Source organism: Bacillus sp. BC05(2025) (genome assembly GCF_056725905.1).
Genome location: NZ_JBWYRA010000001.1, coordinates 729676 through 749548, shown reverse-complemented (window position 1 = coordinate 749548; position 19873 = coordinate 729676). Strand labels below are relative to the sequence as shown.

Below are 19873 nucleotides of genomic sequence, written 5' to 3'. Positions count from 1 at the left end.
GATTGTATATTCTATAGTAAGATAATAAACTTTTGTTATTAGATCGCTATAGAAAATCCTCTTATTCAATCTGATATGCTATTAAATTCTGTAGAGGGGTGTTTGTATAAGGTTCGAAGTATAAATTCATATTCCGCTTCAAAACTTTTATCTAAATCAATATAGGTGTAGGCTCAAAATAAAGTTAGAACAATTATACAACAATCTACAAATAATCTAGGCTATTTAATATTAAGAGGAAGCCAACTATACACATAATCCATGACAGCGCTGACCCTGAATGATTAGCGATTTTCATTCGAAGCCTCTCGAGAGGTTTTTGCATCCGCCGACCAAACAGGAGATAGAAGAGAAACAGCACGAGAGAGGGCAATACCATAATAAAGTTGTATCCAGCTAAAATAGAAGACCATTCTACCCATGATAGATTAGAAGTAGTTAGTATGCCAATTGCTACAAAATAAGGAAATGCAGTTCCCGCTTCAATTAATGTAGTAGTGAATCCGAGCGCAATTACGGAAAGAATGCTATTTGATTTTGGTGAAGGGAGGTTTGAACTTTTCTTTGGTGGAATATAAAAGCTTGCGATGAATAATAGGGCTCCAATAATAAATAACGTCCAGCTTACGATTCGGTTTTGAAATACGCTAGAAATAATTTCAAACAAAAAACCTAACCCTAGCATGAGTGAAACTCCAACAACAAAATAACATCCAGCTACCGTCAATAAATAAACGAATAAACGTTTCGTGAGACGCTCTTTATCTGTTAAAAGTAGATATATTGTTACTCCTATTGTAGTAGGGCTTAGCGTGTCTAATATAGCTAAGCCGCCTATTAGGAGAAGTTGTTCTGCATCCATTTCTTGTTCCCCCTTATTTCGGCTCAGTATTATTTTTTTCAGTCATAAAAATGGCATATGCCTCGTTCATAAACTGAAGCACATCTTGATCGATTGGATATAAACTAAGTTTCTCTGATTGTTTGGGAGACATTCTTATCTCCCAAAGCTTATTTAGAAATTCATCCTCACCTTCAAATTCTTCTAAGCGTTTTTCCTCCATTCTTCTTATGATATTTTGAACTTTCGTTGCTTTTGGGCCTTCCTTCATATAACGCTTTAACTGGCCAATGAGGGCAATCCATTCAAGTGAATCAGAACAGTCACTTGCCATTTTAGGAACCTTTTCCAATAGTTTTATTTCTTTTTCTTTAAATACAGATTCGCGATAATACTGTTGTATATCTTTATCTTTGCTGGATAATTGCATAATCTTTTGAATCGCAATCCAGCTTTCTTCTCCTTCTAGCGCAATTCCATTTATCAATTCCCGTAAGGATAATTCTATTTTCTTTAAATGTTCCTGCTCTTTTATTACATAAGATAATTGACTTTGTAAACTATCCGACCAATCCCATTCATTGAAGTCGAGCATATTTTTAATCTCTTGCAACGGAAATCCAACTTTTTTTAAAAATTGAACTTGCTGTAGTTTTTTTATTTCTTCATTTGTATATAAACGATGGCCACCTTCTGTTTTTGATGCTGGCTTTAATAATCCGATTTTATCGTAATAACGAAGTGTCCTTACTGTAACGCCTGTCAGTTCTCCAACTTTATTAATGTGTATCAACTGATAAACCTACCTTTCTGTACGTTAAGATTTTATCGTTAACGATTATTTTCCTCATACCACATCTACTCTTCTTTACTAAAAAGATTTTTAAGTAAGTGACCTGATCCTAATCCAATTAATACACCAGGAAATGCATGATTCAATGTTAGTCCGATACCTGCACCTATAATGACACATCCATAAATAATAATATCGCCTTGTTTCATCTAAAAACCTCCTATTTTTTTAATTTCTTTAATGAAATTGTGAAATAGTAGCTACTTAACAGTATATAAAATGACCCAACGTCAACTTCAAGTGCTTTTGATTTTTATTAATACATTTATATATAATTTGAACTAATAGGGATTAAACAAAAAAGGATTGATTATAATAATCAATCCTTTTTTGCATGCATTATTAATATAAGATAACAATGAAGTGATAGGGGGAGAGAGTTACATAGTTTAATACGGTCCCCACTCAATATTCACGCCAATAATAAGAAAAATAAGTCCGATGATAAACCAAATGAATGCAAGTGGAGCCATGAAGCGAATCCATTTTCCGTAAGAAATACCGCTCGCTGCGAGAACGCCCATTAAAACACCGGAAGTTGGATTAAGGCAGTTCACTACTCCTTCGCCAAGCATAACAGCTTGTACTGTAACTTGGCGTGTAATGTGCATGAAATCGGCAAGTGGAGCTAATATCGGAATGAAAATAACAGATTCTCCTGTCCCGGATGAAATGAGGAAATGTAATGCGGCACTACTTACATACATGCCAATAACGCCAAATACAGGGCTTTGTCCTTCGAGAGACTGTGCGAGCTGATTCACAATTGTATCAAGTAATTTGCCTTGTTCTAAAATGACTGAAATACAACGAGCCATTCCAACGATCAAAGCACCGTATATGAGATTTTGGCAGCCTGTTAGAAAAGTAGAAGCGATATCGTTTGCTTTCATGCCACCTATTATTCCCGCTGTAATTGCGATGAAAATAAAAGTAGCGGTCATTTCGGCATCTGTCCAATGTAGACGGAAAGCACCTATTAAAAATGCAATTAATGATAAAGCTGAAACGAGTAAAATTAATTTGTGACGTATTGTCCAAGGAACTTCAGTTTTCTCTATTTCTTTCTCGCTTGAAAGAGCATTACTTGGAAACCAGTTATCTCCGAGTATGCTTCCTTTAATCGATTTTTTTAATCGTTTTACATACCAATTAATATAAAGGATGGTAGCAAGTAAAAAGGATATATAGATTGCTGTGCGTAAACCAATTCCTGAAAACATTGGAAGTTCGGCGATTTTTTGTGAAATGCCTAAAGGTGAGGGAGATAATATAGTAGCATTAAAACCAGCATAAGTGCCTAAATAAATAATTGCTACGCCGACGATAGCATCCCATTTCAATGTGCGAGCAACGATGATGCCGATGGGGATAAAGCCGATAACTGAGTTAACGATAATGCCAGTCGTTCCGAGAATAGAAAAGAGTGCGGCGACAATACAAATGAAAAGTAATTGCTGATTACGAAATTTGTTAATAACATGATAGATTAAACCGTCAAGAGCGCCTGTTTTTTCAAGAATGGCAATGGCTCCACCTGTAAATAAAATTAAGAAGATGATAGGAGCAGCAAGTGTCATTCCTTTTTCAATAGCGGTAAAAAACGAAACAAATCCTACCGGCGATTGTGGAACAGAATGGTAACTTCCTGGTATTGTCGTTGTAACAGTACCGTTAGTAACTCTTTTAAACTCTCCAGCAGGAACGAAATAAGTAGCTATGGCACAAAGTAAAGCAATAAAAAATAATAGTACGTATGCGTCAGGCATTTTAAACTTTCGTTTACTTGGCTGCTTTTTTACCTCGGTATGTAATTGCATAAAAAACCTCCTTTTTCACTTAGTTATTTTTTAATATTCTGAAATTTATCTGTGGAATAGATTATAATAAAGGTAGCTTCCTAAGGCAATAGTTTTTCTATCCTTTTCCCGCAATACAAATTCTTGCAACATTAGACAGGGAAACGAAAAGAATCCAAGAATATGTTATATAGAAAGAATAAGGAAAAGAGGGGAAAAAGATGTGGAAAACTACGGATCTATGTGATGAGTTTGAAAAAGAATTACAAATATGTCGCCAGTCTTTTCGATCTTTTGGGAAGAAAGAACAATTTCACGGGAAAATTGCAACGGTGAAAGTGAAGGATGATAATGTACTAGTGAAAGAAGGATTGCAAACACTACCAGAAGGAACGGTATTAGTTGTTGATGGCGGTGCGTCTACGAATTGTGCGTTACTGGGCGATAATTTGGCAGCTATTGCGGAGGAAAGAAAGCTGGCAGGGATTATTGTGAATGGATATGTTCGTGATTCTAGTGAACTAAAGAATATTAACATTGGTATTTTAGCGTTAGGAACGATGCCAAATAGAAGTATAAAGGAAGGAAAAGGAGAGCGGAATATTTCGTTGCAATTTGGGCAAGTAGAATGGAAGCCGAATGAATACGTGTATGCGGATGAAGATGGCGTCATTATTAGCGAAAAGAGTTTGCATCGTTAAAGGCTAGTAAGTTACTATTCTTAGAAAATAAATCCGATAAAGCATGGACAAAATTCTTTGTCAATAGTAAAATAATACAGAAATTTATAATTAACAGAATGTATAGGTTTATCGTTTTACGATAACTGAAATGGAAGTAAGTAGTGCCTAGAAAAGTGAATGTTATCACAATGATACGTTCATAAACAAAATTATTTTTCCTATACAAATATAGCCGCGAATGATGCGGGTAGGAGGTGTTGCACAGTTTGTTCGACACTTACAAAAAAAGAGTGTCAATTGCACGCCCTTGAAGGGTCTTTTTTTGTGTGAATAGTAGTAAGGGAGGAAATTTTGGGATGGCAATGTTGAAAAAATGGCTGCTTACGTCGTTAATGGCAGTTACACTTGTATTTGTTTCTTTTGCGAATACAGTACATATTACGTTTGCTGAAGGAAATACAGCAAAACTTGCAATTATTGGTGAATCACAAAAGGGCATTATGTTATGTCCGAAAGAAGAGCAGATTACAGATGGGGAAACAGCTTTAAGTTTGCTGCAAAAAGTCATGGGGGACAAAGTAACAGCAGAGACGATGTCGTTTGGAACGTATGTCAAAGGCATTGACGGCTTAATGGCTGGAGACACAAGCGGCTGGACGTACGATGTAAATGATACATCTGCACAAGTTGGGGCAGATAGTTATAAATTAGAGTCTGGTGATGTTGTTGTTTTCCGCTTTGTTTCAGACTGGAGCAATATGAGCCAGGAAACATTACAGCAAACATTAGATAAATTTGGTACTTGTAAAACTGTAGAAGAACCAAAGACAGATGACCAAAAACAAGAAAAACCAGAAGAACCAAAAACGGATGATCCGAAACAAGAAAAACCAGAAGAACCGAAAACGGATGATCCAAAACAAGAAAAACCAGAAGAACCAAAGACAAATGATCCAAAATCAGATGGAACAAAAACAAATGATGAAAAGGTAGAACAACCAAAGCAAGAGAACATTCAAATTCCAGCAGCGCAAGTAAATGACGCAATCTCTAAGACATCTGAAAAAATGTTACAAGATGGAATTGAAAGTGATTGGGTAGCTTTAGGTCTTTCTCGTTCTGGAAAGAATGTTCCAATTGAGGCGAAATTAAACTATGTTAAGTCAGTAACTGAAAAAGTAGAAAAGCGCATTAACCGTTTTTCAGCGACAGATTTAGCTAGAACAATTATTATGATGAATGCAATGCAAGCAGACCCTACAAAGGTTGGCGAACATAATTTAGTTCAAAAATTGTACGAATCAGATAAAGTGAATTCTGTTACAGGTTATACATTTGCTTTACTTGCATTTGATACGAAGAAATATGAAGTGCCAGTGAATTCAAAATGGAATCGAGTTGCTTTAGTAGATGCGCTTTTAAACGCACAGCATACAGATGGCGGCTGGACTTATGATAGCGCAAGTAGTAAAGACAGTGCTAGTAGCGTTGATGTAACAGGTATGGTTTTATCAGCATTAGCTCCTTATCAAGATCGACCAGATGTGAAGCCAGCTGTAGAAAAAGCTGTTGCCTATTTATATAAAGAACAGTTAGACAATGGTGGTTTTTCTGCTGATGGACAAGAAAACTCTAATAGTGTTGCGCAAGCAATTATTGGATTATCACTTGTGAAAAATGTAGATCAAAACCGTCTACATAAGGCAGTGCAAAATCTATTGTCATATCAACTTCCAAATGGTGAATTTAAATGGTTACCAAGTGATCAAAACGGTAGCGGAATGGCTACAGAGCAAGCATTATTAGCTTTACTTCAGTTTAAAGATCTTGGGAAATCGATTTATGACTGGTCAAATGTATCTGTTCCTGAAATCGATACGAAACCAAATGTGGATGCAGAAAATGTTGTAGTAGAAAAAGAAGTTACTGAACAACCAGAAGAACAAAAACAAGTACAACAAGAAACGAAAGATGACACGCTAAAAGTTGTTGTTGATAACGAACCAGTTAAAAGCAAAAAGTCAGGAAACGGTAGCACGTTACCAAAAACAGGAGCCTCTTCTCATAGTGCAGCTACAGAAGTAGGTATGGGTGTATTATGTATTGCTTCTGCATATGTATTATGGAGACGTAAAGCAGCTTAACAAAAATTAGGAGCAATTATTTGCTCCTAATTTTTAATATGAAAGGTGAGAGACAACATGAGTAAGATGAAGTGGTTTATTTCTTTAATGCTTTCACTTGGGCTACTTGCCGGATGTGAAGAGGCAGCTGTAAAGCCTGAGAAAAAAGTAGAACCAAAGCAAGAAGAGGTAGCAAAACAAGAAGAGAAAAAAGTTGAAGCGAAACCGGAAGAAAAGCCGGAGGAAAAACAAGCTGAACAAGAGCAAAATAAGCAAGACGAACAGAAAGAGAAGCAAGAGCAAAAAGTAGAAGAGAAGCCGAAAGAAGAAAAGCCACAAGCACAACCGGAAGTAAAGAAAGAAGAAAAACCGCAGGAACAGCCTGTCGCTACTAAGCAACCAGAACAACAAAAAGCACAAGAAGAGAAACAACAAGAGCAGCAACCGAAAGCGCAAGAAGTAAAAGAAGAAGCAAAGGTTGTGAATCAGCCGAAGGAAACACCGAAGCAGGAGCAAAAGGTTGATCCGAATAAAGAGGAGAAAACGATACCAAATCCGGCCGTTCCAACTCCTGAACCAAAAAAACCAGATCCAGTACCACCAAAACCACAAGCAAAACAAGTCACGATCTCAGTAAAAGGTGATAAAGGCTACTTATTGGGTGCGAGAAAAATGGATATACAAGAAGGCGATACAGTTTATAAAGTATTGCAACGTACAGGTTTAGATGTGGATGCAATGGGTTCTAAAGGTGATATTTACGTAAAAGGTATTAATGATTTATATGAAAAAGATGTAAACGATAATAGCGGATGGAAATATCGTGTAAACGGTTCGTTTCCAAACTATAGTGCGGGTGTAGTTACAGTGAAGCCCGGAGATACAATCGAATGGGTGTATGTATACTAAATTAAGAAAGGCATTCGGTAAAGGACTATGAAAATAAGTTTTTCTTCTTTACATCCTTTTGTGAATTTTTTCTATTATATCGGGGTGATGATACTATGTATGATGTGTCTTCATCCTCTTTTTTTAATTGGGGCAATACTATTAATTGTCATAATCAATATAATGCAAGGGAATAGCGAAAAGATAAGAAAGTTGTTACCGAGCACATTTGTTTTCTTTTTTATGGTCATTTTATTTAATTCGTTATTAACACATAGAGGTCGAACTACATTATTTTGGTTAGGTGATAGCCGCATTAAGCTTGAGGCGATTATGTTTGGAGTAGTAATGGGATTATTACTAGTTGCGATTATGTTTACGTTTGCTTCGTATAATGATATTATTTCAAGTCATAAATTTTTATATTTGTTTTCTAGAATTTCACCGAAAGTAGCATTGTTAACGATGATTACGGTGAGGTTTGTTCCTTTGTTTATGAGGCGATTACAGAAAATAACACTCGTCCAAAAAACAAAAGGTGTACAAGTAGACGCAGGTTCCATTGTGGAACGGGTGAAAAATGGTATGCAATTGCTGCAAGTATTATTAATTTGTTCGTTAGAAGATGCACTGCAAACGGCAGATTCTATGCAAGCTCGTGGATTTGGTGTAACGAAGCGTACGACGTATATTCGGTATAGAATGGAAAGGCGAGATTGGTATACGCTCAGTTATTTAAGTATTCTACTTATCATTGCTATTATATGTAGTACGTATGGCGGAGGGAAGTTAATCATTTATCCGAAAGTCGAATCTATTTTGTTTCAGCAATACGATGGAATGATGTTTGTCGTACTTACGATGTTTATTAGTTTACCAATTATAATGGAAGGAAGGGAATGGATATGGTGGCGCATGCAGAAATAAACAATTTATCATTTGTATATGCTGATGAAAACGAATATGCGTTACAGCATATTTCTCTTTCTATTCAAAAAGGAGAGTTTATTGCACTTGCCGGCGGATCAGGCTCTGGGAAGACGACTTTATTGAAACATTTTAAAAAGGAATTACTTCCAATCGGTACACGTTCAGGAGAAATTTTTTATGATGACGTTTTATTAGAGGAAGTACCTGATTTATTATCTGCGCAAGAAATTGGCATGGTATTTCAAAATCCAGAAAATCAACTCGTAATGGATACAGTTATTCAAGAATTAGCATTTTCTTTAGAAAATATCGGATTACCATCACATATTATTCAAAAACGAATAGCAGAGCTTATTAGCTTCTTAGGATTTCAAGATTTATTGCACCAATCTGTTCATACGTTATCTGGCGGGCAAAAGCAGCTTGTCAATTTAGCTGCGGTATTAGTTATGCAGCCGAAATTATTATTATTAGATGAACCGACAGCACAATTAGATCCTATTGCTGCGAAAGAGTTTTTAGGATTGTTAAAACGTATTAACGAAGAACTTGGCATTACGATTGTGTTAAGTGAACATCGTTTAGATGAAGTAATACCACTTGCAACGCGCGTTATTTGTATGAATAACGGCAGAATCTTGTATGACGGTAGTCCGAAAACGGTTGTAGCGAACATGTGGGAAGTAGAAAAATTCCGTCCGTTTATTCCGCAAATTCCAAGATTGTTTTTAGAATGGAATGCGAAAGATATTCCGTTTACAGTGCGAGAAGCACAAATGAAAATGAATGATTTTTCAGCGATATCATATGTAAATAAGCCAATAGTACAAGGTGAAAAGCAAGAAGTCATTTTAAGTGCAGAGCATATTTCGTTCCAATATGAAAAAAATAGTCCGCTTATTTTACGAGATTTAACTGTATCGATTGAAAAAGGAAAATGGGTAGCTCTCGTTGGAAAGAATGGGACAGGGAAGTCTACGCTGTTAACGATATTAGCTGGGTTGCAAAAAGCGAGAAGAAGGAAAGTAAAGTGGAATGGGAAAGTGATATATAAAATTGATTCGAAAGAACGATTTAAAAGGATTGGGTATGTATCGCAGCATCCATATTATCATTTTACATTTGATACAGTGTGGGAAGAAGTGTATGAACGTGCACGTGAATTATACCGAGAACAAGGAAAAGAAATAGCAGAAGATATGCTAAAACAGTTTTGGTTGAGCTCGCTTAAAGAACGCCATCCGCATGATTGTAGCGGGGGTGAGCAACAACTACTCGCGTTATGTACGACGTTATTATCAAAGCCGACTTTATTATTACTGGATGAACCGACGAAGGGGTTAGATCCATGGAAGAAAGAACGAGTAGGAGAGCTATTTAGGAAATTGCAAAAAGAAGGTACAACAATTGTAATGGCAACGCATGATATTGAATTTGCAGCGAAATACGTTGATCAATGTATGATGTTATTTGACGGAGCAGTCATTATGAATGATGCACCGAAAGAATTTTTCAGTGGTAACTTCTTTTATACAACCTCTATCAATCGATTCATTCGAAAAGAGTTGCCATATGCATTAACGTGGGAGGATGTGTACGAAGCGTGTCCAAACGATATGTTGCATTCATAATATGTATTTTTGCAGTTATAATAGCCACCTTGCTCGTTACGACACTTATCATGGACGGTTATTACATGTTAAGTAGTTTGTTTTTATTAGTTGTTATTATGTTACCGTTCTATATCCGGTTTGAAAGAAAGGCGTTTGTTTCACGTGAAATTGTTCTCGTTGCTGTGTTAGCAGCAATTGCAGCAGTTAGTCGCGTACCATTTTCTCTTTTACCAAGTGTACAGCCGACTTCTTTTGTCATTATCGTTTCTGCAATTGTATTTGGAAGTGAAACTGGTTTTATGATCGGTGCAACAGCGGCTATCGTATCTAACATCTTTTTAGGACAAGGTCCGTGGACGCCGTGGCAAATGTTTTCGTGGGGGATGATTGGTTTTATAGCTGGGTTATTACGGAATACATTTTTAATGAAAAAGCTATGGGGAAGACTTCTATACGGATTGTTTGTTGGATTTTTATTTGGCTGGATTATGAACTTATGGGGGCTTCTCGGTTTTATACGTGAGGCAACGTGGGAAGCAGTCGTTTCATATTATATTGCAAGTTTTTATTTCGATTTGAGTCATGCCATTTCGAATGTTATTTTCTTACTACTATTTAGTACGTCTTGGATTACGATTCTTACAAGATTTAAAAAGAAATATGGCATATTAGATAAGCATAACATGGCATAGAAAAGCATACTCATATAAGGTAGGGTCGCGACTTACATATTCGTTTGCCTCATTCATGCTTCTTACATATTGTAAGGAGCATTTTTTATTGTCAAAAAATTGATCCAATATACTTCCGTTATTATATGAGATTATTTGTATAATAGTAGGTGAGAAATGTTTTCGAAGAGGAGGTGTATAGTTAATGAGGTTAGTTATTCCGAAGCAACACGGTGCATGGGCCATGCTCGTTATACCATTTCTATTAAGTGTCATACTTGGGAAACCTACTATGTATCATATTCCGTTGTTTTTAGCTTGGTTCTTTATCTATTTAGCTACGTATCCATTTCTTACGTACATAAAGCAAAGACGAAAAAAAGAGTATTTACATGCTACAATTGTATATTTGATCATTGCGTTCGTATTTGGAATGATTTCTCTATTATATGAATGGCGCATTCTTTTATTCGTAGTATTCATGATTCCATTATTTATAGTAAATATGTATTACGCTCATCAAAAAAATGAAAGAGCATTACTAAATGACATCAGTGCGATTATTGTTTTCTGTATTGGTGGTTTAGTTAGCTATTATTTTTCAATGAAACTTATAGATAAAACAGCATTATTTATTGCGCTTATTTCATTTTTATATTTTTTAGGAAGTACGTTTTATGTGAAAACGATGATACGCGAGAAAAATAACCCGAAGTATCGGCTTATATCATGGGGTTATCATATTCTATTAACAATCATTGTATTTGCTATCAATCCGTTGTGTTCTCTTATTTTTATACCGAGTGTCATTCGAGCAGTTATGTTATACGGTAAAAAGATTTCTATTATAAAAGTAGGGATTTTAGAAATTGCTAATTCTGTATATTTTTTAATCATAACGGTAATAATTATGAAGTATGCCATTTGAAAAAGCTTCCCACCTTATGATGGGAAGTTTTTTCAATCTTGTTCTAAAATGTGAACCGTGTAATCACAACGTTGAATAGCTTGTTCGATCGCATAAAGAGATTGTTCAATACGTGCGCGATTAAAATCTTTTTCAACAGTTTGTAGTGCAGCTTCTAAACAATGTTTTGCTTCTTGTAATGATTGAAATGAGTCTTGTACATATCCGCGAGCATTTTCGTGCATTTCATAATCCTCCTTGCATGTTCATATATGTATAGTATGAACAGTAAGAAGCAAAATATAATTTGTTATATTTGTTTGACAATTAAAATGAAATTACGTATAGTAAGAATTAAGTGAATATTTTCTTATCCAGAGAGGTGGAGGGACTGGCCCGATGAAACCCAGCAACCGCGATGCAGGTGCTAATTCCAGCAGAACATATTTGTTCTGGGAGATAAGACGAAGATATATACGTAACTTCTTCTTATCGGAGAGGTTTTTTTATTGCAAAAAAACCGATTACGAAAAAATTTATATTAAGAAGAAAGGGGTTGCGAGCTACTGTGATACTCGAAAAATACGTAAAACTGCGTAGTACAGTTTATGAATATATGATAGAGCAGGATAAGCCAATATCATTGTTAGATATTCAAGAACATATCGTTTCGCATCATGAAGGAAAATTCACGAAAAAGATGTTACATCAATTTTATTTATCAAGACTATTAGATGAACTGAAACTGGATGGGAAAATTACATTAGCTGATGAATATCTCTATACGGAAAAAGGGGTATTTTATAAGGCGGGAAAAGGGAGCTAAGCTCTCTTTTTTTTGAAGTATGTAGAGTAAAAGACTGCTTAAGCAGCCTGATACAGGGAATGGTGTTGAGTGTGTAGTGTCAAAGATTGAATGTGCCTGAAAGAGGCACTTCATATCGGCTGCAAATGAAAAGAGACACCTTCGCCGAATAGGTGTCAGTTGTTTTGTCATATAGACTTGCTATTTGACAGTTATTAGAATAACATACAGGGGTTGTGGAAGTCAAAAGGGAATTAAAGGAAGAGGTGTTGTTATGTACGCTTGTTTATTACATGATATAACGAAATGGATACCTAAGTACATTATGGATCAAGGGTATGAATATTATGAAGAAGGACATGTAGATGATGTTGAAATACAAGACAAGAAAATATTTGCTTTCGTTACTGGAAATGCAGGAAACTATGAAGTGATTATTGATCTTGAAGATTTTACAGAAAGTAGCTGTGAGTGTCCATATGAAAACTATTGTAAACATATGGCGGCAGTTGTTTATGATATTCAAGGTGCTGGTGAAAGTACGGTGAAAGAGAAACTGAAAGATTTAGACAAGGAAGAGTTGCTTACCGTATTAAACCGTTTATTACAAAGCTCAAAAAACGTACAAATTGTAGAGAAGATGTTAAAGAAGGGGAAACTTTAATTTATAGAGGGAGTTGTTATGTATTGAATGTACTAATTGTATACGCTCATCCTAGTCCTTCAAGTTTTAACGCGGCGATTTTAAAGCATGTACAAAAAGGATTACAAGAAACAAACCATTCGGTTACGGTACTTGATTTATATAAAGAACAATTTAATCCCGTCCTTGTATTTAATGAAGAGAAGAAAAGGCGTGATTTAGTAAATGAAGAAGAAACAGCTCGGTACAGAGCGTTAGTAGAAGAAGCGGATACTCTTCTCTTCATTTATCCAATATGGTGGTGGGGGATGCCAGCTATTTTAAAAGGATTTATTGATCGCATTTTCGTTGCTGGTTTTGCTTATAAATATGAAGGTGCCCTGCCGAAAGGGTTACTAAAAGGTAAGAAGGCATGGGTAATTAATACGTTAGACTCACCGTTATGGTACGTCGCACTACTATATCGATCAGCCGATTGGATTATAATGAAGAGAGGTGTTTTACGTTTTTGCGGCATTCGCGATATAAAACGATCTGTTTTTCAATCTGTGAAAACGAGTAAACGAGAGAAGCGGGAAAAGTGGTTATTACAAATAGAAGAAAAGGCTCGTACGTTATGAATGAAATGGAACGTATTATAAATTGTTGTCAGTATGATAATGAACTTTTTCGTACATATATGAATTGCTTAATTCAATTGAAGAAATGTAGTGAAACGTTTCAACAAATACAGATTCAATTAAGAAATGATTATTTAATAAGAGGAATTTGTGAAAGAGAAGTGGATGAGGTAGTAAGAGGAAGTAAAGAATATGAAACGTATTTTCTTCCTAAAGCGCTGCAGTGGAATTTCCTTAAAAACAATCCACATCTAATTGAAAAAGTATGTGGAGATTTTTTTGCATTTGAGGCATTACATCTTACGGAGATAGAGTGGAGAACTATTATAAATTGCGTGGGAAATAAATGATTTATTGTGTAAAAAAGCTAGTATAAAACTAGCTTTTCGTTTAAATAAATAAGAAACATAGACTAATGATAAATCCTGCATATAGTAAGTTAACAACGCAAAATCCCATAATGTCACGGGCACCTAAACTAGCTATCGCCAATGCAGGTAATGCCCAGAATGGTTGAATCAAATTCGTCCAAGCATCGCCCCACGCAATTGCCATTGCTGTTTTTGCAGCAGGTACACCAAGTTCAGCGCCAGCTGGAATCATAATGGGGGCTTGCACAGCCCATTGACCGCCACCAGATGGAACGAAAATATTAACGATGCCAGCACTTAAAAAAGTAAAGAGCGGGAAAGTCGTTTCGTTTGAAATGCTAATAAAGAAATTCGAAATAGCCCCTCCAAGTGAAAGTCCTTCACTATTTGCTCCAATCATCATTCCCATAATTCCAGCATAAAACGGAAACTGAAGTAAAATGCCAGAAGCACTTTTTGTAGAATCTGAAAAAGCGCGAATATATTGAATCGGAGTACGGTGGAAAATAAGCCCAGCAATTAATAACATAAAAATCACGATATCTAGCGTAAGGTTAAAGCCTTTCGTATAAAAGTAATTGAAAATATAAATAAGACCTAACAAGCCAACGCAAAGTGTAATAATGATGCTATTTTCCATTTTTTCAGCGAACGTATTGTTTCCTACTTCTTGAGCGGCAGCCTCTTCATGGAATACGCTAGGATCTACAGTTATCGTATGTTTTTCATCTGGATGCATCGCTTTATTAATGAGAGGCATCGTAACGAGAAAAATAATAACTGGTACAAGTGCGTATGGTGAGAATAACGTTTCTGTTATTGGAATCGCTTCTTTAATACTTCCAGCTGTCGTTTTAATTAACGTTTCACCGCCAGTTGCTAACGTAAGAGGAATAGAAGCAGAAAGCCCCGCATGCCAAATGAGAAATCCAGAATAGGAAGAGGCAATGGCTAGTCTATAATCTAATCCTTCCAGCTGCCTTGCTACTTCTTTTGCATATAAAACAGATACAACAATACCAAATCCCCAATTTATGTATGCCCCTAGTAAACTAACGATTGAAATGGCAATAATACCTTGTCCATTCGTTTTCGGTAACCTTGCAGCTTTCGTTAATCCTTTTTTAATGAGGGGAGCATTTGCTAAAGCCGATCCTGTCACGAGTACAAGCGCCATTTGCATAGAAAAGGCGAGAAGTCCCCAAATTCCATCACCCCAATGAGTGATCATTTCCACCGGCGTTTGGTGCGTTGCAAACATGCCGAAGAAGATAACAAAAACAGTTAATAAACATGATAAAATAAACGGCTCTGGCAAGAAACGTTGCACTAAGGCGACGCAACCATTGGTAAAGGAACGAAACAAAATAGATCAACCTCCTTATGTATGTTTATTACAATTATTCGAGGTTGATTCGTTCATAACCTTTTAGAATTAGAAAATTCTGATATTTATAGAGGGGTGAAATATTGTTAAGAAGAGTAGTATCCCATCACCCAGACAGAAAAAGTTGCTTTCCTCAATATGAAATATTGCATATAAAAATGAATTGATGCAAATGTAAAAGCTTATTATAATGAAAGCATAAATATACAACACATCTTAATACAGCAAAGAGGAGGAAGTAATATGGAAATCGCAATGGCAGTTTTAAAATTTTTAGGTGGAGTAATTCCTTTAGTCCAAGAACTTTTAAAAGCGTTTATGTAAGTGTATTAGTTAGCTATCGTGTATCAATCTATTATTATATCTTATTAAAAATAGAACGGGGTGATTTTTCTGAATAATAAGAAAAATACCAAGAAAAGAAAGTTCCTTGCATGTTTATTAGTTAGTCTATGCACGATTCATTATTCGTCTATTTCTTTTGCAGAAACACAAATCGGTAATGCAAATGATATAAATAAAAATGCTAGTAGCATCGATACTGGTATAGCAAACCTTACATATAATAATCAAGAGGTTTTAGCTGTAAATGGTGATAAAGTTGAGAGTTTTGTTCCGAAAGAAAGTATCAATTCAAATGGTAAATTTGTAGTAGTGGAACGCGAGAAAAAATCACTTACAACGTCACCAGTCGATATTTCGATTATTGATTCTGTAGCGAATCGCACGTATCCAGGAGCTGTACAACTTGCCAATAAAGCTTTTGCAGACAATCAACCGAGTTTATTAGTGGCTAAGAGAAAGCCTTTGAATATTAGTATAGATTTACCTGGCATGAGAAAAGAAAATACAATCACTGTCCAAAATCCGACATATGGTAATGTAGCTGGAGCAGTAGATGATTTAGTATCTACTTGGAATGAAAAGTATTCCGCAACACATACGTTACCTGCAAGAATGCAGTATACAGAATCTATGGTTTATAGTAAATCACAAATCGCTAGTGCTCTTAATGTTAATGCGAAATATCTTGATAACAGTCTGAACATTGATTTTAATGCAGTTGCAAATGGAGAGAAAAAAGTGATGGTGGCTGCATATAAGCAAATATTCTATACTGTAAGTGCTGAACTACCTAACAATCCATCCGATCTATTTGATAATAGTGTTACTTTTGATGAGCTAACTCGTAAAGGAGTAAGTAATTCAGCTCCACCTGTCATGGTTTCAAATGTAGCTTATGGTAGAACGGTTTATGTAAAATTAGAAACCACATCTAAGAGTAAAGATGTACAAGCTGCTTTTAAAGCTTTACTTAAGAATAACAGCGTCGAAACGAGTGGACAGTACAAAGATATTTTTGAAGAAAGTACCTTTACGGCTGTCGTATTAGGCGGAGATGCGAAAGAGCATAACAAGATTGTTACAAAAGATTTCAATGAAATCCGAAACATCATTAAAGATAATGCTGAATTAAGTTTTAAAAATCCAGCATACCCAATTTCATATACAAGCACTTTCTTAAAAGATAATGCAACAGCTGCTGTTCATAACAATACAGATTATATCGAGACGACAACTACAGAATATTCAAGTGCTAAAATGACACTTGATCATTACGGTGCTTACGTTGCTCAATTTGATGTATCTTGGGATGAATTCACATTTGATCAAAATGGGAAAGAAGTACTAACACATAAAATATGGGAAGGTAGTGGCAAAGACAAAACGGCTCATTACTCTACAGTTATCCCTCTTCCACCAAATTCAAAAAATATAAAAATCGTAGCAAGAGAATGTACAGGTCTTGCATGGGAATGGTGGAGAACAATTATTAATGAACAAAATGTTCCGTTAACAAATGAAATAAAGGTTTCAATTGGAGGAACAACATTATATCCAACTGCTACTATTAGTCATTAGGTTGGAGTAAAGCGCCCTGTTTATAGGGCGCTTTTTATTTAGTTGAAAGTATATCGGTGTTTCTCCCCATTCAATTTATTTAATAGACTATGAAATTTAAGCAATTAAATGTAAAATTCATATAGAAAGTTATATAAATTTCTAAAGGATTTTAAATATAATATCCCACAATTAGGCCAAATTATAGAGTGAAGTTCTACTAGGTATAAAAATATTGAGAAATACGAGGAGAGGGTTACATTGACTATTTATGAGCAATTTATAGAGGCTCTTAAAGAAAAAATAGGTGATACTTTAACATCTGTAGAGATAAAGGCCAGATTAATAGCAAAATTTAATACGAAACCGAGGAGTATTAATCCGGCTGATTATTGTTATAACCGTTATAACAAAGGGAGGGCTGTTAATAAAAATTTGTTTATATATATAAACAAAAAAACTTATAGATATATAGGTGAAGATTATCCTTATACTGGATTAGTTTTTCACAAACCTAAAGGGGCAGAGTGTGAATCTGTTGTAGGTGAGTGGGAAAATGGGAAACTTCTTTTCTATAAGGAGAAGGATAAAATAGGAATCTCACAAATTAAAAAGTTATATGAGGAATACTTTGAAATGTTAAGATTTGAAATGAATATTCTTGGTTGTAAGGCGACTGAATTAAGACATCTTATAGGTCGTCTAGGTGAATTTTTTTGTGTCCTTTACACGAATGGTGAGCTATCCAAAGTGACGAATCAGCATGGATATGATGTCATTAAAGATGGACGAAGAATAAGTGTTAAAACAACTGCCCAAGAAAAAGGGTTTATCACGATCAATCAAAACACATTTGATCAATTTGATGACTTCTTCGTAGTTCAGTATAAAGATGATGATTTGAAACTATTATTTTATGGGCCAAAGGAAGAGATTCCATCACTTAGACCATATGGGAATACTTATGAGGTTGATATAAATTCTTTAAAAAGAGTAGAAAAGACACTCGTATAAAGGTGTCTTTTTCTATAGTCTTTTAGCAGAAGCAAGCAGCTTTAAAGATGATGATTCAGCTTTGTAATTGTTATAGGAATCATATAAAAAAGGATACTTGGAAAAAGACTACTATTGAATTTATAACCATTTTTTTATTACTCATTAAAAAGCATTAATGCTCAGTGACTGATATTTTCTACCCAGACTCATCAATCAAGAAAAGAATATAAACCAATATAGCCTTATAAAGCTGTATTTCGCTTTTTAAGGCTTCTATACATTCATTTTATTGTTGAATATGCAGGTATGACCATCATTGCTCTCATATTTCAGCTCTTTTGAGTTGTTGAATCAGAAAATTTAAAATAAACATTGTGTAGGTTGTGTTAAATATTGTAAAATGAAATGGTACTAAAAAAACCAAAATGGTACCAATGGTTTAGGGGGCGGATTATGAAACAAAGAATAGTAACAGAAACAAGTCATCAAATTCAAACGAAGGGGTTTACATTTACAATTAGTGATTTAGCAAAACAATTAGCTGTGAGTAAGAGGACAATTTATGAGCACTTTTCTTCAAAAGATGAAATAGTAGATGAAGTTATTCGTCATGTAATAGAAAGTATTCAAGAAAAGGAAAAAAATATAGCTGAAGATGATGCATTACAAACAGTTGAAAAAATAAGACTCATCTTAATTTGTATTCCGCAACAATTTCAATTCATGGATGCACGTTTATTAGTAGAACTAAAAAAACATCATTATAATCAATGGTTAAAATTAGATCAGTTTTTACGTGAAGGTTGGTCTACTGTAATCAGTTTATTAGAAGAGGGAATGAGAGAAGGAAGCATTAGAAAGATTCAAATTCCATTTTTTATTGAATTATATTTGGGAGCACTGAATCGCATATATGATCCTATGTTTATTGAAAAGAGTAATTATACATTAGGGAGTATACTTGAGTCTATTATGGACATGTTGATCTATGGAATCTCTAATTCGGAGTAAAAGGTGGGAGAATAGTGCAGTGGATTTATTTATGCTTAGCAATTTTATTTGAAGTAGCGGGTACAACTGCAATGAAACTATCTGATGGATTAACGAAACTTGTACCAAGCATACTTATTTTTTTATTTTATGTAGTAAGTTTTGTATTTCTGTCATTCGCATTAAAGGGGATGGAAATGTCTGTTGCCTATGCGGTTTGGTCAGGTATGGGAATTGTAACGATTACAATAATTGGGTTCTTTTATTTTGGAGAAAGTATCAATGTAACTAAGATACTAGCAATTCTCTTTATTTTAATTGGAGTTGTAATTTTAAATTTTAATAGTACGGCACATGAAGCGAAGAAAAAAGAAGTAGTGGAGGAACGTATACATTGAATCGTTTAAAGTATTTTTTTCTTATTACTGATTTTGGGTTTGTTGTATATTGGCTCATAACAATTTTTCATATGATTCCCCAAGAATATTTGTTTAAAGACTACCAAGATCCTATTTTAGTAGCATGGAACTGGTCTTTTTTACCCTTGGATTTGTTAATCTCGTTAACGGGATTTCTAAGTTTGTATTTACATTCTAAACAAAAACATATTTGGAGCCACTTTGCGTTCTTATCATTAATTTTAACTTTTTGTTCAGGATTACAAGCTCTAGCATTTTGGACAATCCGTTTAGATTTCGATATTTCTTGGTGGATTCCTAATTTATATTTATTAGTTTACCCATGCTTCTTGTTAAAAAGTGTTTGGAGAGAGTGTGGATGGTATGAGACGAATATGAGAAAAGAAAGAAAAGAATTCATTTAATATAAGAAAGACAGGATCTTTAAGCAGA

General features: G+C 34.9%; 22 protein-coding genes and 1 riboswitch. Of the genes, 16 read left to right on the top strand and 6 right to left on the bottom strand.

The features are described 5' to 3' along the window. Positions 1 to 205: 205 nt before the first annotated feature. The 4 genes from ACZ76X_RS03955 to ACZ76X_RS03940 all read right to left on the bottom strand — a co-directional run bounded on the left by ACZ76X_RS03955 (position 206) and on the right by ACZ76X_RS03940 (position 3514). Positions 206 to 862, bottom strand: a complete 657-nt coding sequence (locus ACZ76X_RS03955) for a GAP family protein (protein ID WP_479849617.1) — start codon at positions 860 to 862, stop codon at positions 206 to 208. Between the two features lie 13 nt (positions 863 to 875). Further along, the gene (locus ACZ76X_RS03950; RefSeq protein WP_479849616.1) at positions 876 to 1634 is read right to left on the bottom strand and encodes a MerR family transcriptional regulator; all 759 of its coding nucleotides are present in this window, start codon (positions 1632 to 1634) and stop codon (positions 876 to 878) included. Positions 1635 to 1699: 65 nt separating this feature from the next. Beyond that, positions 1700 to 1843, bottom strand: coding sequence for a hypothetical protein (locus tag ACZ76X_RS03945; RefSeq protein WP_479849615.1), 144 nt, complete (start codon positions 1841 to 1843; stop codon positions 1700 to 1702). 240 nt (positions 1844 to 2083) lie between these two features. After that, positions 2084 to 3514 carry a YfcC family protein gene (locus ACZ76X_RS03940; protein WP_479849614.1) on the bottom strand — a complete coding sequence of 477 codons (1431 nt, stop codon included), beginning with the start codon at positions 3512 to 3514 and terminating at the stop codon, positions 2084 to 2086. 200 nt (positions 3515 to 3714) lie between these two features. Between ACZ76X_RS03940 and rraA the strand changes: the two genes are divergently transcribed. From rraA to ACZ76X_RS03905, 7 genes are all read left to right on the top strand, one after another. Further along, the gene (rraA, locus tag ACZ76X_RS03935; protein WP_088609512.1) at positions 3715 to 4194 is read left to right on the top strand and encodes a ribonuclease E activity regulator RraA; all 480 of its coding nucleotides are present in this window, start codon (positions 3715 to 3717) and stop codon (positions 4192 to 4194) included. Positions 4195 to 4532: 338 nt separating this feature from the next. Beyond that, positions 4533 to 6320: a DUF4430 domain-containing protein gene (locus ACZ76X_RS03930; RefSeq protein WP_479849613.1), complete on the top strand. Its 1788-nt coding sequence runs from the start codon at positions 4533 to 4535 to the stop codon at positions 6318 to 6320. A gap of 57 nt (positions 6321 to 6377) precedes the next feature. Next, positions 6378 to 7208, top strand: a complete 831-nt coding sequence (locus tag ACZ76X_RS03925; RefSeq protein ID WP_479849612.1) for a DUF4430 domain-containing protein — start codon at positions 6378 to 6380, stop codon at positions 7206 to 7208. Between the two features lie 27 nt (positions 7209 to 7235). Next, positions 7236 to 8114, top strand: a complete 879-nt coding sequence (locus tag ACZ76X_RS03920) for an energy-coupling factor transporter transmembrane component T (protein WP_479849611.1) — start codon at positions 7236 to 7238, stop codon at positions 8112 to 8114. Beyond that, complete coding sequence (locus ACZ76X_RS03915; protein ID WP_479849610.1) at positions 8087 to 9748, top strand: ABC transporter ATP-binding protein; 1662 nt, start codon at positions 8087 to 8089, stop codon at positions 9746 to 9748. Before ACZ76X_RS03920 ends, ACZ76X_RS03915 begins: the two co-directional genes overlap by 28 nt. Then, a complete protein-coding gene (locus ACZ76X_RS03910; RefSeq protein WP_479849609.1) occupies positions 9721 to 10422 on the top strand; it encodes an ECF transporter S component in 702 nt (233 codons plus the stop codon). Before ACZ76X_RS03915 ends, ACZ76X_RS03910 begins: the two co-directional genes overlap by 28 nt. Positions 10423 to 10606: 184 nt before the next feature. Next, entirely contained in the window at positions 10607 to 11329 is a 723-nt protein-coding gene (locus ACZ76X_RS03905) for a YwiC-like family protein (RefSeq protein ID WP_479849608.1), read from the top strand. A gap of 32 nt (positions 11330 to 11361) precedes the next feature. Here the strand turns inward: ACZ76X_RS03905 and ACZ76X_RS03900 are convergent, their stop codons facing one another. Further along, a complete protein-coding gene (locus tag ACZ76X_RS03900; RefSeq protein ID WP_000544998.1) occupies positions 11362 to 11553 on the bottom strand; it encodes a hypothetical protein in 192 nt (63 codons plus the stop codon). A gap of 122 nt (positions 11554 to 11675) precedes the next feature. Beyond that, positions 11676 to 11774: riboswitch (SAM riboswitch) on the top strand. Positions 11775 to 11876: 102 nt separating this feature from the next. Between ACZ76X_RS03900 and ACZ76X_RS03895 the strand changes: the two genes are divergently transcribed. From ACZ76X_RS03895 to ACZ76X_RS03880, 4 genes are all read left to right on the top strand, one after another. Beyond that, positions 11877 to 12134 carry a hypothetical protein gene (locus tag ACZ76X_RS03895; protein ID WP_479849607.1) on the top strand — a complete coding sequence of 86 codons (258 nt, stop codon included), beginning with the start codon at positions 11877 to 11879 and terminating at the stop codon, positions 12132 to 12134. 253 nt (positions 12135 to 12387) lie between these two features. After that, positions 12388 to 12777: an SWIM zinc finger family protein gene (locus ACZ76X_RS03890; RefSeq protein ID WP_479849606.1), complete on the top strand. Its 390-nt coding sequence runs from the start codon at positions 12388 to 12390 to the stop codon at positions 12775 to 12777. A 23-nt stretch (positions 12778 to 12800) separates the two neighbouring features. Further along, complete coding sequence (locus ACZ76X_RS03885) at positions 12801 to 13376, top strand: NAD(P)H-dependent oxidoreductase (RefSeq protein ID WP_001101667.1); 576 nt, start codon at positions 12801 to 12803, stop codon at positions 13374 to 13376. Then, positions 13373 to 13726 carry a group-specific protein gene (locus ACZ76X_RS03880; protein WP_479849605.1) on the top strand — a complete coding sequence of 118 codons (354 nt, stop codon included), beginning with the start codon at positions 13373 to 13375 and terminating at the stop codon, positions 13724 to 13726. Before ACZ76X_RS03885 ends, ACZ76X_RS03880 begins: the two co-directional genes overlap by 4 nt. Positions 13727 to 13766: 40 nt before the next feature. Here the strand turns inward: ACZ76X_RS03880 and ACZ76X_RS03875 are convergent, their stop codons facing one another. Next, complete coding sequence (locus tag ACZ76X_RS03875; protein WP_479849604.1) at positions 13767 to 15113, bottom strand: short-chain fatty acid transporter; 1347 nt, start codon at positions 15111 to 15113, stop codon at positions 13767 to 13769. 405 nt (positions 15114 to 15518) lie between these two features. Here ACZ76X_RS03875 and alo point away from each other — a divergent pair, with 405 nt between their 5' ends. The 5 genes from alo to ACZ76X_RS03850 all read left to right on the top strand — a co-directional run bounded on the left by alo (position 15519) and on the right by ACZ76X_RS03850 (position 19845). Then, positions 15519 to 17057, top strand: a complete 1539-nt coding sequence (alo, locus tag ACZ76X_RS03870; RefSeq protein WP_479849603.1) for an anthrolysin O/cereolysin O family cholesterol-dependent cytolysin Alo — start codon at positions 15519 to 15521, stop codon at positions 17055 to 17057. A gap of 240 nt (positions 17058 to 17297) precedes the next feature. Beyond that, the gene (locus ACZ76X_RS03865) at positions 17298 to 18050 is read left to right on the top strand and encodes a DUF7225 domain-containing protein (RefSeq protein ID WP_479849602.1); all 753 of its coding nucleotides are present in this window, start codon (positions 17298 to 17300) and stop codon (positions 18048 to 18050) included. A 435-nt stretch (positions 18051 to 18485) separates the two neighbouring features. Further along, entirely contained in the window at positions 18486 to 19043 is a 558-nt protein-coding gene (locus ACZ76X_RS03860; protein WP_479849601.1) for a TetR/AcrR family transcriptional regulator, read from the top strand. 14 nt (positions 19044 to 19057) lie between these two features. Continuing rightward, positions 19058 to 19420: a DMT family transporter gene (locus ACZ76X_RS03855; protein WP_479849600.1), complete on the top strand. Its 363-nt coding sequence runs from the start codon at positions 19058 to 19060 to the stop codon at positions 19418 to 19420. After that, the gene (locus ACZ76X_RS03850; protein WP_479849599.1) at positions 19417 to 19845 is read left to right on the top strand and encodes a YvaD family protein; all 429 of its coding nucleotides are present in this window, start codon (positions 19417 to 19419) and stop codon (positions 19843 to 19845) included. Before ACZ76X_RS03855 ends, ACZ76X_RS03850 begins: the two co-directional genes overlap by 4 nt. Positions 19846 to 19873: the final 28 nt, after the last annotated feature.

Coding starts and splice junctions, on each gene's coding strand:
- ACZ76X_RS03955 (WP_479849617.1), bottom strand. CDS start 862: ATGGATGCAGAACAACTTCTCCTAATAGGCGGCTTAGCTATATTAGAC.
- ACZ76X_RS03945 (WP_479849615.1), bottom strand. CDS start 1,843: ATGAAACAAGGCGATATTATTATTTATGGATGTGTCATTATAGGTGCA.
- ACZ76X_RS03940 (WP_479849614.1), bottom strand. CDS start 3,514: ATGCAATTACATACCGAGGTAAAAAAGCAGCCAAGTAAACGAAAGTTT.
- rraA (WP_088609512.1), top strand. CDS start 3,715: ATGTGGAAAACTACGGATCTATGTGATGAGTTTGAAAAAGAATTACAA.
- ACZ76X_RS03930 (WP_479849613.1), top strand. CDS start 4,533: ATGGCAATGTTGAAAAAATGGCTGCTTACGTCGTTAATGGCAGTTACA.
- ACZ76X_RS03925 (WP_479849612.1), top strand. CDS start 6,378: ATGAGTAAGATGAAGTGGTTTATTTCTTTAATGCTTTCACTTGGGCTA.
- ACZ76X_RS03920 (WP_479849611.1), top strand. CDS start 7,236: ATGAAAATAAGTTTTTCTTCTTTACATCCTTTTGTGAATTTTTTCTAT.
- ACZ76X_RS03915 (WP_479849610.1), top strand. CDS start 8,087: ATGGATATGGTGGCGCATGCAGAAATAAACAATTTATCATTTGTATAT.
- ACZ76X_RS03905 (WP_479849608.1), top strand. CDS start 10,607: ATGAGGTTAGTTATTCCGAAGCAACACGGTGCATGGGCCATGCTCGTT.
- ACZ76X_RS03900 (WP_000544998.1), bottom strand. CDS start 11,553: ATGCACGAAAATGCTCGCGGATATGTACAAGACTCATTTCAATCATTA.
- ACZ76X_RS03890 (WP_479849606.1), top strand. CDS start 12,388: ATGTACGCTTGTTTATTACATGATATAACGAAATGGATACCTAAGTAC.
- ACZ76X_RS03880 (WP_479849605.1), top strand. CDS start 13,373: ATGAATGAAATGGAACGTATTATAAATTGTTGTCAGTATGATAATGAA.
- ACZ76X_RS03860 (WP_479849601.1), top strand. CDS start 18,486: ATGAAACAAAGAATAGTAACAGAAACAAGTCATCAAATTCAAACGAAG.